Genomic DNA, 14,775 nt, shown 5'->3' with positions numbered 1-14,775 from the left:
TTGTTAAATATTGATAGCATGGTTATTTATAATGATGAGATCTTTAACTTAGTCGTGTTTCTAATACAATCATTTTCTTAACCCCATCAAACTAAATGGTGATATTTATCACATAAATTATGAACAATAAAAAATACTACTTTACTTTGTCATAAAATTCATCATTTATGTATAAATATATTACTTATTTTTTAAAAAATAACCATCTATTTGATATGGTTCAAATTGAAGTAATATAAAATGAAAATAAATCATGGGTGGATAATAAATTAATGGTTTTATATCATATAATTTAAATAATTTTAAACGTAAAGGAGTTTTGAATGGATAATAAACTAGGGATAATGATACAAAGTGGTTTAATAAAAAATCCAGAGAAAATTGCCATTCAATCTGAATTTTTTAAATTAACTTACAAAGCATTGGCTGATAAAGTCGAGGATATATCTAAACTATTAATTAATAAACGAATTACAAAATATTCATGTGTGGTAGTTGAATTAAAAAGAAATCTTGATTGCATATGTTACATACTAGCTTTGGTAAATATTGGTTCTGTTTATGTTCCTGTAGACCCCGTTCATTCTAAAGAAAGAAAGGAATTCATAAAACAAGATGTTGGTGCCGACTTTATTATTTCAACAAATAGCATGTCTAATAATATAGAAGTAATGCCACTAATAGCAAAAAACAACATGGTAATTGATAATAATCAGTTACCACATATCGCATATATTCTTTATACATCTGGAACAACAGGAAACCCCAAAGGGGTAAAAATTAAATCATCTGCCGTAGCCAACCTTCTAAGCTGGATGACTGAAACTTATGGTTTTAACACCGAAACCAGAATTATTAATAAAACGGCACTGACATTTGATGCTTCCGTGTGGGAAATATTTATCTCATTTTTTTGTGGCGGTACGCTTTTCTTGGCAGACCCTGATAAAGATAAAATTCCTCGCTATCTTGCGGAAACAATTAATAAATTTAATATAAATACTGTGCAGTTTGTTCCAGCCATGCTAAGAAAAGTTCTTAAAGAACCAGCCTTCAAAGAATGTAGATCGCTGAAAAACGTCTTTACAGGAGGTGAAACTCTAACAAGTGAACTTGCCAAGTCTTTCTTTAATCTTTCTGACGCAGCCCTTCATAATCTTTATGGACCAACAGAAACTACCATACAGGTGCTAACTCATACAGTGACGAAAACGGATTTACTAGGTGAAATTCCTATCGGAAAACCTGTTGCAAATGTTCTGGTATATATTGTGACACAGGATGGTAAAGAAGTCGCTGTCGATGAAATCGGTGAGCTTTGTATAAGCGGTATTGCACTTGCCGAAGGATATGTTCATCGTGAAACTGAAGAGAGTCAAAAATTTGTCTGTATGTATTCCCTTCCTGGTGCACCATTTGTTTACAAAACCGGTGATTTTGCCTATCGGAACGCTTTTGGAGATATTTTTTTCTGTGGTCGCATCGATGAACAGATAAAAGTTAACGGGTACCGTGTTGATTTGAATGAAATAGAAACTGTCTTAAACAATCATACCTCCATTGACACTGCAATTGTTACTAAGGAATCTAGAGGAGAATTTACGTTCTTGATTGCATATCTTAAATGTCATCAAGAAAATGAAATTCTTTTTGAGCAGGTCAATGAACGAATACAGAATACACTTCCACACTACATGTGGCCATCTGATTATTATCTTATTAATGATGTGCCATTAACTGCACATGGTAAAATTGATCGTAAAGCTCTTTCCGTAAAATTGAATAAGATAAAGCTCACTCCTACAAAACATAAAGTTACTGATTTAAATGATGAATTAAAAAGCTCCGTATTGAAGATATGGCGTGATGTTTTAAATAATGATGAAATAGAACTGGATAGTGATTTTTATTCTTGTGGAGGAAGCTCTATTGAGGCAATGATTATTTCAATGAAATTGAAAGAACAGCTAGGAATAAATTTATCTTTTGAAGATTTGCTCAAGCTTAGAAATATTATCAACATTGTAGATAGTATTTCCTGAGATCAGATATAATTTTCGCAAAGGAATATTAAATGATTAAAGCAACGCTTACAATAGAAAGTATCTGGAAAGCCGATCTCAAAACACATAAAAATAGTACCAGCTACAATGAATATAGAACAGTGTGTATTCAGGGGCCAATATCAATTGCTAAACTTTCTACTGCAGCAGAGAAAGTTCTATCGCGTCACAGTGCTTTTTCTATTAAATATATGTATGAAGATGATGGACTATGGATTGAAAATAGTTATCCTATTTCTGCTAAGGACATCTGTGTCATTCAAGCTACTTCAGAAGAACAGGCACAATCTCTGTTAGAGGAATCTATTTATAAATCCTTTGATATTCAGTTAAGTCCATTATATCGATTCACCATAATACACTGCGAAGAAAATGAAAAGGTGTTTGTTAACTTGACTGCACATCATACCATCGTTGATGGATGGTCTTTCTCTATATTTTTTAAAGAGCTGGCTGAAGAGTACAAGAAAGACCATAATACCGAGAAAATTCAGCTGCAAGTTGGAACCAGAGATTTCAGAAAGGCAGCTCAAGCTGAACTTGATAGTCTCGCTAACGGAAATATTAAAGAGTCTCTTGACTACTGGAAACTACAACACCACGTTATTGCTGATAATTTAAAGCTTCCTACTGATTATATACGTAAGTCTTCGATAGAGCAGGAAGGTTCATCTATTGAATTTGTATTGAATAATGATATTTCACAACAAATTAGAGAACTATCATCTAAAAAAAATGTTTCTGTCTATACCATTTTCATAGCCTTATATTCTTCCCTGCTATACAGATACACAGAACAAAGCGAAATCAATATAGGAGTACCGGTGCTGAATAGGCACAATCTTGAAGACATGTCAGTGATTGGGTGTTTTGTAAATACCCTAGCATTGCATTTCGAATTCAGTCAAGAAATCACTTTCCGAAATATACTAGAAATGACAAGCATAAAATTGAATGAAGCATTATTGCACCAGAGAGTGCCTTTCCCATTACTTGTCAAGGAACTAAATATCAAGACTGATCCTAGTGTAAATCCCCTTTTTCAGACTATGCTCACTTGGCTCGGTAAAGACAGTATTATTGATTTTGGAGAGGGGCTATCCACAAAAGATATTCACATAAAACGCCGACATGTAAAATTTGATCTCCTTGTCAACATTCGGGAACAACATAGTGGACAGTTTATTCTGGATATTGAATATAATTGTGCTGTTTTCAAAAATTCAACCATCAATCGTATTTTCAATCATTTTGAAACTCTGTCAGCGTCAATCCTGAGTGATGTAGATGCACCGATCAACCACGCTGAGCTTCTCTCTGTTAACGAGCGTCAGGAAATACTAGCCTGGAACGCCACGAAAAAAACTTATCCAAAAACGAATGTTCTGGAAATGATCATCTCTATTATGAAAGAACGTAGCTCGTCAGTTGCGTTGGAATGCGGTAATAGTACTCTCACTTACGGAAGGCTTAATTCTCTGACATCAGACATTGCTCAATGGCTATTTGCTAAAACCAGAAGCGAATTCATCGGTGTTATTATGGAAAGATCCTTCAACATGACTATCGCTCTGTTAGCCATCATGAGGTCAGGTAAAGCTTGGGTACCGATCGATCCAGAATATCCCCAAGATCGTATTGACTATATGATTCAGGATTCTGGTGTAGAATTAATACTTACGCAGGATAAATTCTTTGGAAAGCTAAAAAACTTTCGTGGAGAAGCCATAACACTTGAAAAAGCTTTAAACGATGTACCTGATTCCAGCGGCCCCTCACTAAACCTGACGCCGGATAGCAGAGCCTACATGATTTACACGTCTGGTTCAACAGGCAAACCAAAAGGAGTTATTAATACTCACAAAGGTATGTTCAACCGGCTCTACTGGATGCAGGAACAATACAGATTAACGCCAAAAGACCGTGTTCTTCAGAAGACACCATTCAGTTTTGATGTTTCTGTGTGGGAATTTTTCTGGCCACTTATGTTCGGAGCCCGTATTGTCATAGCGAGTCCCGGGGGACACAGAGACACTACCTATCTAAAAGATCTAATCGCAGATAAAAGAATAACTATCCTCCATTTTGTTCCTTCAATGCTCAATGCGTTCCTTAAAGAAGACGATCTCAGCATAAAATGTTCGAGTCTGATCAATGTTTTTTGCAGCGGTGAAGCTCTCTCTGCGGAGATAATAAAATCATTTTATTCCCAGCTTTCCTGTAGTCTTCACAATTTATATGGCCCCACTGAAGCTGCGATCGATGTATCTTTCTGGAAATGTGATAAAAATTACAGTGGAAATGTTGTTCCTATCGGCAAGCCTATCGCGAATACTCAACTTTTTGTTTTGAACAAAGCTCTTAGAATGCAGCCCGTAGGTATTGCTGGAGAACTATTTATTTCAGGTGTGCAACTTGCAGAGGGATATAATAATAAACCTGAGCTGACAGATAAGGTCTTTATTGATGTAAGAGGTGAAGATGGCAAACATACTAGGATGTACAAAACCGGCGATTTGGCTCGATATAATTCGAGTGGAAATATTGAATACATTGGAAGAGCAGATCATCAAATTAAACTCAGAGGTTTCAGAATTGAGCTTGGTGAAATTGAAGCTGTTATTTTAACTGTAAATAAGGTTAGGGAAGCCGCCGTTATTCTTGACGAATCTACTGGGGTCAAAAGACTAGTGGCTTACTTGTCCCTGAATACCAGTTCCAAAAACAGTAATGAACAATATGAAATATCTAAGATTAAAACCGAAATCTCGCAAAAATTGCCCGGATTTATGGTTCCGAGTCATTTCGTTTTTATGGAAACACTCCCCCTCTCAGCAAATGGCAAACTAGACCGCCGAGCTCTGCCTGCACCTTTAGCACACCATACTGAACCGAAAGAAATTGAGTTCAATAGTGAAAAAGAAGCTTTATTTCATAGAATAATCAGCAGATTAATTCCCTCCGATTCTTTCAACCTTGGCGACAACTTCTTTAACATAGGTGGTGATTCGATTCTAGCTCTGAGATTAATCTCAGAACTTAAAAAGAATGCATTAACGCTTACGCTTAGAGATATTTATGAAGCGAGAAACATTTCTGAGATGGTTCTAATGGCATCGGATTTAAATTTCCATCGTGCAAAAAAGATGGAACCTTATTATTTAATTAACTCAGCAGATAAAGCAGTAGTCAGCAACAAAGGAATTGATGCATGGCCTATGAGTGTTCTGCAAAAAGGGATGGTCTACCATTCTTTACTTCACGAAGAATCATCGGTTTACCATGATATTTTTTCCTATGAAATTGATGATGCATCTGTCAGTGAACTCACTGCAAGAATAGAAAGAGCATTTAAGCATAACGAACAGCTGCAATGTGTCTTTGATATGACAACCTGCAGTGTTCCGATCCAGATACGTTTAGCAGAGCCTGTCAAGGACATCACCAGAATCCAGATCATGGGTGACCTCAACGACCATCTGGTTCACTGGGAGCATAAGCGCAAACAGGTACCTTTTGATTTTGAATCTGGTCCGCTAGTTCGCTTCACCCTGCACACCGTTGATGAGCGTGTAAAAGCTCTGTCATTGGATTTCCACCATGCGGTGCTCGATGGCTGGAGTGTAGCCACATTGATTAATGAAATAGTTAACGGTACTGTTGTTGAACCTCAATCAGAAGTTGAAAATCCAAACAACGGTTATGCAACTTTTGTAGCAGCTGAAGCTGAAGCTGTGAATTGCCGGGACAGTGAAGCTTACTGGATGAATATCATCCAGCAGGAAACTTGTAAAGGTTTTGGATTAGATGTTGATGTTCATACAAGCAAATCAGAAACTATTATACTTTCAAATGATTTTGTTCTTACACTGCGTGAGCTGAGTAGGAAACATTCAGTGCCTTTGAAAACGGTCGCTCTATATTTCCACTGCCTCACCTTGCGTACTGTGAGTGGTCAGAAAAACATTTGCTTTGGTCATGTCGTTAATGGCCGACTTGAATATGAAGGGGCCGAAGAATCACTGGGATTGTATTTGAACACAGTACCATTTTTTGTGAAAAAATCGCCTACTTCCGCAAGCGATCTCCTCAATGATATTTTTAACACCGAAAAGTTCAGCCTTAATCATCGCAGATTTCCACTTGCAAACATGCTGAAAGCAGCTAATCGTGACAACGTCTTTGACGTGGTATTTAATTTCACCGATTTTCACGCCTATGCTCTTGAAAAGAATTTCATCAGGCGGGCGCGTTACTACGAGCAGACTAACTTTCCGGTGATGATCCATTTTGCCCGAGATCCGTTTACCGGGGGCTATTCCGTAACGTTGAATTATCATGACACTGTTAAAAATAGTGCATTTGTCAAAGACTATATTTCAAGTTTTAACCAGCTACAGATACCGGAAAGGGGGCTTTCCGTACCTGAAGATTTGGTAACCATTTTCCACGATGTCACAAAAAACCACTTCGGACTAGATGATAATTATCATTCCCGAGGAGTGGATTCAATCTCCGCACTGCGTATAGCCGCATTGCTCAAAAAAGCTGGTTATTATGTCAAACTTAAAAATATCGTTGAGTCAACTAGTCTGACAGACTTCTGGGTGTCCATTCAGAAGAAAATGGAAGAGCAAACAGATACTGAAATTCCTCAGTTCACATTCGACATCCCTGCTGCCCTGAAGGCAGATCAGACGGCAGAGGACTATTATCCTCTAACAGACACACAGCTGTTAATGATTGAGGCTTATCACGAGGAAGCAAACTTTTCAACATATCACGACATATTTGGGTATGAATTGAGTCTCCGCTGTGTGCCTGAATATATTGAAAATGCTCTGGAGGGGCTAATCGCTGCTCATCCAGCACTCCGTACAAGCTTCGTTATAAATGAAGAAACCATTCCTCTGCAAAAAGTACATAAAAAAAGTTTTTTGAACCATCAAAATTCAGATTTTAGCCAATCAGATAAACTTAACGCGTATCATAAATACCTCCGTTGGTTTGAAGCTGAGAAAGAAAAGCCTTTTGATTTCAGTAAACAGGAACTGGTACGATTCTATAGCCATAAAATTGAAGAGGAACGTTTCTATCTCACTGTCAGCTTCCATCACAGTATTCTGGATGGCTTTAGTCTATCCCAGTTAATCAGGTCGTTTGTGACGGACTACCAAAACTTGCTGAACAAGAAACCCATTCTGAGAGAAGAACTACTGATACCCACCTTCAGGGAGTATTGCTTGCTCAGTAAGGCTGAATCACTCTCGCATGAGGCAAAAGCTTTCTGGAAAGAAGTGCTTTTTGAAGAGCCTATACTTAAGCTGCCATTTACCTTCAGTAAAAGTAGCCGAAAATGGTCAGAGACGAAAATCATCTTCAAGCCCGATCTCTCCCTAGGACTCGCTGATGTAGCCCAGAAGTCCGGAGTTTCACTGAAACATCTTCTGCAGGCGGTACACTTCACTGTCCTCAAAACCCTTTTTAATACTCCTGAGCTGATTTCGAGTATGTTCAGCGGGGGAAGAACGGACTGCCTTCACTCAGAGAAAACCTTAGGTATGTTTTTGAATTTTCTTCCTGTCAGATGCAACCTTTCAGATTTGACTATCACTGAAGCAGCCCATCAACTCAGGGATTTTGAAAATAGAGCTCTTCCTTACAAGCGATTTTCCTTAAGCGAAATTAATGCACTGTCTCGTCATAAGAGTTATCTGACTACATGTTTCAATTTCACCCGATTCTCAAACTATCAGGCAATCTCAACTCCTCAGACGGGCGGAAACGACGGCAACCCCTTGATTCGAACCTTATGGTTTGAGCACAGCCACTTTGGCCTGCTCGTTAATGCAGGATTTGATCTTTCCTTTAATGAAATAGTCATCACCCTAAATGCAAAAAGCAAAGTAATTTCAGCGTTTGAACTGGAGCAGTTAGCACAGATGTACATGAATACGGCACGCGCTGCAGTATCTAGTCATAACCTTGAAGGCATCACCATCCACTCTCCCAACGTAGATATCAGCTCAGCACGCGAAATAGGAAAAGCATATGAAGCTAATTAATCCTACTGAGATCCATCCTCCCATAGGGGAGTATTCCCATCAAGCATTGCTCGGAAGTAATAAATCACTGCTTGTTATCTCGGGTCAGATAGGTATGTACCAAGATGGTTCAGTCCCTGATGATCAATCCCAGCAGCTCAGCTTAGCGCTTAACAACATTCGTATAAATATCGAAGCGCAAAAGCTAAACATACAAGATATTGTCAAAATGACCTTTTACTGGAGTGGTGAAATATTGGAAGCCAGAAAGCGTAACCACATTTTGAATACATGGCTTGAAGGACATCGGCCATGTATGACCATGATGGTAGTTAAGGCATTGGCAAGATCAGATTTGTTAATTGAAATTGATGCTCTTGTGACAGGAGTAACACATGATCAGTAACTTCAATGAATTCGGAAATTCGACAATTCACACTCACACGTCATCTGATGGCTATACGCTTCATTATCGTTCCTGGGGCAATGAGTGTGCAAAAGACATCATTGTAATGTTACATGGCGGCGTGAGTCATTCGGGATGGCAGTATCCGCTAGGGAATAGCTTTACTAATCGTTCTCCATATCGCTTCGTGGCCCTAGACCGTAGAGGATCTGGGCTGAACGCCGAGAAAAGAGGGCATATTGTATCTGTTCAGCAGGAGCTGAACGATGTAGCCTCTCTGCTACTAGATCTTGTGCAAAACGGAGCCAAAATACATCTGGCTGGTTGGTGCTTCGGCGGTCAAATTGCTGCTCTGGTTGCAGCGCAGTCTGAACTTAAGGGCAAGATTTCCAATCTGATTATGATCACTCCGGGCTTCTGGTTTACAGAGCGTTATGGCGATATTCTTGTTAGGACAACCCATAGCGTCAAACAGGTGCTGAATAATATTAATTACGAGTTATCCCGTGATATTGATTATTTTCCGGTGCCATTGGCAGTAGAAGACTTTACGGATGATCCTGACCTTCAGAATACTCTGATATCAGATCGTCTACTTTTAAGGAATGTCACTCTGAACACCATTGATGTGTGGCAGGAATTTGCCGATCTGTCCCGAACTGATCTAATTTCTTCGTCAGGAGGAATACCGGTCATGTGCATTCTTGCCAATCGGGATCGACTTGTTGATAACCATACCGTCGCTGAATATTTGATTAGTAGGTATGGTAAAGAAAATACAGACGTTATTTGGCTAGATGGACCTCACGCCATTCAGTTTTCTGAGGCAGATCGGATAGTAAAATATATCTGTTCTTTTCTGCGGTAAGAATATCAATAGCTGGCCATTGTGCCAGCTATTTAAAACAGGTGATAATATGGAAAAATTAGGAATCAGGGAATTAATCCTTTATTCAGTTAGTGTTCTGACAATAACAGGTACGACAATTATAGCGCCTTCACTTCCTGAATTTAACTTTCAAAACTTATTTTCAGGAATTAAGTCCGATTTTCTTTATCGTGTAACTCTAACTTTACCGGCTTTTTCAACCGCGCTGACTGGCCTATTACTCGCCATTCTAAATAATGTTCCTAATAGAAGAAATTTTTTGATTGCTGGACTTCTATCTTATGCATTTTTTGGGAGTATGGGTTATTTTACGAATGATGTCATTATACTTATTATTTCTAGATTTTTTCTCGGTATCTCAATTGCTATTCTAATGTACAGTGTAACATTTTTTCTGGCTGAAAGTGATAATCTAAAAGATATACGTAAAAAATTCTACGATCAGTCAGCTTTCATGGGAGGAGCAAACATATTCGTTTCATTAATTAGCGGATTTTTGGCGACTATGGAATGGAAATATCCTTTCTTTATTTACTTAGTTTCATTAGTCTTAATACCGGGTGTAATCATAACCTTGAATAAAACGCCTCCAAGATCAGGATTCCAGCCTCAGAATGTTAAGAAAAAGCCTAAAAATCCACCGACTAGAACAGTGTTACCCCTAGTCTTCTGTGTGTTCGCATTTTTAAATATGGCCATCTATTTTACAATACCATCGCTTCTACCCTATTACATCATGGAGATTAACTCTAAAGTCGTGCCTCCTGTTGGAATTTACCTTTCTTTTGTTTGTGGCATATGGTGTTTATCTTCTCTCTATTTCGGTCGCAGTAGAATTTTCGCTAAAGATTTCACCTCTGTAAGTTTTGGTTTTATAATCTTGGGGCTAGGACTATTCATTCTTGGTAACAGCCATTCTACTTGGATGATTTTTATTTCGTTATTTTTCATTGGAACTGGATTGGGGTTAAACGTCCCAGGATTTAACATTTTAATTATTTCGGCATCCGATGAACGTTCTCGACGATTTCTTATCCCTATATTAATAACCGCAATATATCTGGGCCAATTTCTCGCGCCTACTTTAGCAGAGCCAATCATTGATATATTAGGGCTATCTCTGACTTTCAAAGTCTATGGAATCATTTCGAGTGTGATCGCTATATCTGGATTCACACTCTGGCAGTGGAATTTTTTGAGAATATAGTCTTAAAAAATGCTGCTGATTAACCCAGGTGGTGAAATGACAGTTAATTCTTTCTGGGGAATCATTTCCTTATGGAAGCGTTTGTTTTCATGCCAGCCACACACAGCGCTATCTCCGTTGACCTCAATAACCGTCATTTCTTTTTTTTTGAGGTCATTTTTCATTACTACAGTGCTACCAACTATCATATAGCCTCCGGAAAAGTGAGTTGCTAATCTCTTCATGTTACGAGGATATCTTATTTTTAGTGATTATTTGATAATAGCAGAAATTTTTAACGAAAATTTCTCATGGAAAGGTAGTCAGCATCAGTGAATAACCATCTTGCTTTTCGCCCTTTTCCAGATCCGGGCGAGTGTGATTCATTTACTACAATTCAGCTTTAATATCTCGGCTGATGCAGAAATATGGCGAAAGTCTGGGATCTACAGAAAAAGCGGGAATTTTTATCAGCAAAATGCCCCCCATGACATGGCAAGAAGCCATTATTCCTTTAACAATGAAGGGAAAGAGACTGACTTCGATGCTATGTTCGAAGACCTGAAATTAAGCTGACAAAATTTTGGACGGTTTCGGCTTACGTGTGCCACGAATGCATCCTGTGGCAAATAGAGGGTGCAATGCTGTGCGAGAGATGAGGGTCGGCCCCTCGGAGGCGGTGTCCAGACGCAGCCTTCAAACTACCCTGAGTTGCTGCCGTTAAGAGCGGTGGTGGTGAGCGTCAGGGAAAAGGCGCAGTCAGATGCGTCATGTATGTGTTGTGAAGATGAACGAGAGTGAACTGTAGATGCAGTGTCGAAAGGAACAAGATGATGTCAAAAACGCGCTTTCTAAGCGGTGCGTGATAAGTCCAGCGGTTATCTGGTTACTGGCTGGTCGGCATATAGACAGCATGAGCACAACACAGGCTCTGGCATGGAACGTGGGAACCTGTCGTCCCGATGCGAAGGGAGCGGCGTCGAGCAGAAACCCTGCGAGCGCCTGAGTACCAATGCGGGGCACAGGGGCAGATGGTTCCGTAGTAGTGATGAAGCGCCTGTAATGGGCGTGGAGCGAAGGGGGCCAGTCGTTGGGGCTGTATTACAGGTCAACCGCGTAAGCGGGAGGAACCTGTGAGCCAGTCCAAATCGTTTGCGTTATCCAGACAGGCTGTCTGGAGCGCGTACAAGAAGGTAAAAGCCAACAAAGGCAGTGCCGGAATCGATGGCCAGTCGATTGAGGAATTTGACAAGAACCTCGTGGGGAACTTGTACAAGATCTGGAACCGAATGGCCTCGGGCAGCTATATGCCGCCAGCAGTTCGGCGTGTTGAGATACCAAAGGCGACGGGTGGAACGAGACCGCTGGGGATACCTACGGTCGCGGATCGCATCGCGCAGATGGTGGTCAAAAACAGGCTGGAGCCGATTCTGGAGCATGACTCCTATGGCTACCGCCCGCACAAATCTGCGCATGATGCCCTGAAGCTAGCCCGGCAACGATGCTGGCGTATGACTGGGTGCTGGATGTAGATATCAAAGGGTTCTTCGATAACATCGATCATGAACTCCTGATAAAGGCGGTGCGCAAACACACGGACTGTAAGTGGGTGTTGTTCTACATTGAGCGATGGCTGACCGCTTCGGTACATATGCCGGATGGGACGGTGCAGATAAGGGATAAAGGTACGCCGCAAGGGGGCGTCATTAGTCCGTTGTTGGCGAATTTGTTCCTGCACTATGCATTCGACATGTGGATGAAACGGGAATTTCCTGTCGTCCGGTTTGAGCGATACGCTGATGATATTGTCATCCACTGCAAGAGCCATGCGCAGGCAATGATGTTGCGTAGCAGGCTCAGAGCGCGCCTGGGTGAATGTAAGCTGGAAATGAGTCCGGGCAAGACGAAAGTCGTCTATTGCAAGGACAGGGAAAGAACGGAGGCATATCCTGAAATCAGCTTTGACTTTTTGGGCTATACATTCAGGCCAAGAAAGTCATTCTCAAAAGAGGGAGAGCTGTCGGTGAATTTCCTGCCAGAGATAAGCGCCAGAGCGGCGAAGGCAATCCGGCAGACGGTACGGGGTTGGGATCTGAGTCATAAAACCCCGTTGTCTCTGGAAGTAATGGCGCGATGGCTCAATCCCATGTTACGAGGCTGGATTAAGTACTATGGGCGCTTTTATCGATCAGCGATGGGCTGTATAGCCAGTCATATAGATCTGCACCTTGCGAAATGGGTCGCCCGCAAATATAAGCGGGTACACGGCAGCTTGGCTCAGGCATATGAATGGTTGAGAAGGATACAGAGCGCTAAGCCCGGCCTGTTTGCACACTGGGAAATTTGTACGCGGCGTGAACGGTCAACGACAAGAGCCGGATGACGGGAGACTGTCACGTCCGGTTCCGTGGGAGCGCAGGGGGGAAGTTCCCTTGCGCGACCCGATAACCCCAATCATCGGAGAATGTAATGAGCGCATCCCAATCACTTAGCCCTTGGCACCGTGCTGAAATTGAGAGGTGAAGCATGGATCCTCTCAGATTTCCGGCCTTATAGTGCCTAAGCGGGAAGCCTGTTGCTCCCTGATGACTGGAGGATCCACCCATGAAATTTACTCCTGTTGGCGTCGAAAGCTGGTACTCAGAAATACAGAGGAACACAGTAGGTTAGCCAGCGAGCCCGGCGTTAGCCGGTAGAGGATCTTTATAGATCACTTAACCTCCCTCCGCCCTATTGAGCCAAGCGACCTTATAGCGATGATTAAGTAATATAAGCCCAGTAACCCCGGTGAGTAAAATTAACGGCGTGACGACGTTAATTTTATGATTTCCGGGGCCTTTGCACTGGCAGTGTACTGCCAGTGCTTAGGGGGCTTTTATCATGGATGCTGTAGCAATTTTCTGAGCACGTGGCCGGAGGCCGCTGTATGCGAAGTTATTATATTTGTTTTTACCGTTATTCACAGAAGTTGTTGCATAGAATAACTAGTTATTTTTGAATAAAAAGATAAGACTTTGTCTTGATTATGTTGCAGATAAATAGGCTGCTACTTGCTGGTAATGCTTTTATTTCGTTTGCAGGTAATTGTGTATAAATTTAAATGACACTATCTCTATAGCTCTAATGACTCTTGTGCTGTATTTAACTTAAATTGGAATGGGTGTTTATTGTACAAACATGGAAGAAATAGAAACACGGATACCGCCAATTAAGGCGGTGAATTCTAATCGTTATAGAAAGAGTCAGTGAATAATATCGGGGGGCGTATCCGGTTGAGCAGCCATCACCTCTGGCCCCAATTGTAACTGATACAGTTCATTCCAAATCCGTTTTTCAAACTCAAGTTCAGTCATGCTACTTAATAGTTCAGGGGTAAGAGAACGAAGCAGCCTGTTAGCCACTTTATATTTCCTATCATCGAATGGCAGACGGCTAAGAATTCTCTGTTGTTTCTTTTTTAATGCTTCGGTACGACGACGAACCAACGTAGCTAGCCGGCATTGATTATACCAACGCGCTCTAGATGCTTTTACCGATAGAACTTCACCTGGTGCAACGATTCCCTCTGATTCTGCAACACGACGTTCATACTGTTCAGCTCTTAACTTATCCATATTAATACCCGTTAAGCGCCAGCCTGCATCAGAGATAATGACATGTTTAGGAAAATAGATACCGTTGATGTGATCAAAAGATTGTTCAGATTCTGGAATACTGAGAATCCCGAATTTAATCATTTCATCAATAAGTCGTGATATCCTACTTAAAGTTACCACCGTATCAGGAATGATATTTCCTTGTTCGTCTTTTGCACTGAGTCTTTCAGATAATTTTGTCAAATTGATAGTTACGATACTGTTAGACAAATTTACTGTGTCTAGCATAACAACAAACAGAGCATCCAATAATGCACTACGTTCTGGACGAAATCCTCTCTGACGCCCAACAACCGGGCGCATAAAAACAAAGTAGGGTGAACGTGATGGACGACGACGGAATGACCATTGTCCAGTATTGCGGTCTTTGATTACTAAATTTCTCTGGGCGCGTCCAAGTTCACCTGGCAAAGGTTTATATCCAACGGGACGGGTATAGAATGGGTTTGGACACTTACAAGCAGTAGAATGATTACCCCGTTTGCGCCCAGTTATTTTTTTCGCAGGAGAGATTGAAGTCTGTTCAAACAC

General features: G+C 40.7%; 10 protein-coding genes. 8 read left to right on the top strand and 2 right to left on the bottom strand.

What is annotated here, in order from left to right:
- Positions 1-323 precede the first annotated feature (323 nt).
- Genes AC5JQI_RS19170 through AC5JQI_RS19150 form a run of 5 tightly spaced genes read left to right on the top strand, consistent with a single transcriptional unit; the run spans position 324 to position 10,609 of the window.
- The gene (locus AC5JQI_RS19170; RefSeq protein WP_493914795.1) at positions 324-2,042 is read left to right on the top strand and encodes a non-ribosomal peptide synthetase; all 1,719 of its coding nucleotides are present in this window, start codon (positions 324-326) and stop codon (positions 2,040-2,042) included.
- 32 nt (positions 2,043-2,074) lie between these two features.
- The gene (locus AC5JQI_RS19165) at positions 2,075-8,128 is read left to right on the top strand and encodes a non-ribosomal peptide synthetase (RefSeq protein ID WP_493914794.1); all 6,054 of its coding nucleotides are present in this window, start codon (positions 2,075-2,077) and stop codon (positions 8,126-8,128) included.
- Complete coding sequence (locus AC5JQI_RS19160; protein ID WP_493914793.1) at positions 8,115-8,513, top strand: RidA family protein; 399 nt, start codon at positions 8,115-8,117, stop codon at positions 8,511-8,513. The genes AC5JQI_RS19165 and AC5JQI_RS19160 overlap by 14 nt, the downstream gene beginning before the upstream one ends.
- Positions 8,503-9,381, top strand: coding sequence for an alpha/beta hydrolase (locus AC5JQI_RS19155; protein ID WP_493914792.1), 879 nt, complete (start codon positions 8,503-8,505; stop codon positions 9,379-9,381). Before AC5JQI_RS19160 ends, AC5JQI_RS19155 begins: the two co-directional genes overlap by 11 nt.
- Positions 9,382-9,430: 49 nt before the next feature.
- Positions 9,431-10,609 (top strand): MFS transporter, encoded by a 1,179-nt coding sequence (locus AC5JQI_RS19150; RefSeq protein WP_493914791.1) that lies wholly within the window; start codon positions 9,431-9,433, stop codon positions 10,607-10,609.
- Between the two features lie 2 nt (positions 10,610-10,611).
- Here the strand turns inward: AC5JQI_RS19150 and AC5JQI_RS19145 are convergent, their stop codons facing one another.
- Entirely contained in the window at positions 10,612-10,797 is a 186-nt protein-coding gene (locus AC5JQI_RS19145) for a hypothetical protein (RefSeq protein WP_493914790.1), read from the bottom strand.
- A gap of 599 nt (positions 10,798-11,396) precedes the next feature.
- Here AC5JQI_RS19145 and AC5JQI_RS19140 point away from each other — a divergent pair.
- The 3 genes from AC5JQI_RS19140 to AC5JQI_RS19130 all read left to right on the top strand — a co-directional run bounded on the left by AC5JQI_RS19140 (position 11,397) and on the right by AC5JQI_RS19130 (position 12,971).
- The gene (locus AC5JQI_RS19140; RefSeq protein WP_493914789.1) at positions 11,397-11,594 is read left to right on the top strand and encodes a hypothetical protein; all 198 of its coding nucleotides are present in this window, start codon (positions 11,397-11,399) and stop codon (positions 11,592-11,594) included.
- Positions 11,595-11,721: 127 nt separating this feature from the next.
- Positions 11,722-12,120, top strand: a complete 399-nt coding sequence (locus tag AC5JQI_RS19135) for a reverse transcriptase domain-containing protein (protein ID WP_493914788.1) — start codon at positions 11,722-11,724, stop codon at positions 12,118-12,120.
- Positions 12,090-12,971 (top strand): reverse transcriptase domain-containing protein, encoded by an 882-nt coding sequence (locus tag AC5JQI_RS19130; RefSeq protein WP_493914787.1) that lies wholly within the window; start codon positions 12,090-12,092, stop codon positions 12,969-12,971. Before AC5JQI_RS19135 ends, AC5JQI_RS19130 begins: the two co-directional genes overlap by 31 nt.
- Positions 12,972-13,830: 859 nt before the next feature.
- Here the strand turns inward: AC5JQI_RS19130 and repA are convergent.
- Positions 13,831-14,775, bottom strand: a complete 945-nt coding sequence (gene repA, locus AC5JQI_RS19125) for a plasmid replication initiator RepA (protein WP_493914786.1) — start codon at positions 14,773-14,775, stop codon at positions 13,831-13,833.

Source organism: Xenorhabdus sp. XBWT (genome assembly GCF_059072735.1).
The sequence above is the reverse complement of the archived record's forward strand: the minus strand, read 5'-3'. Positions and strand labels throughout refer to the sequence as shown.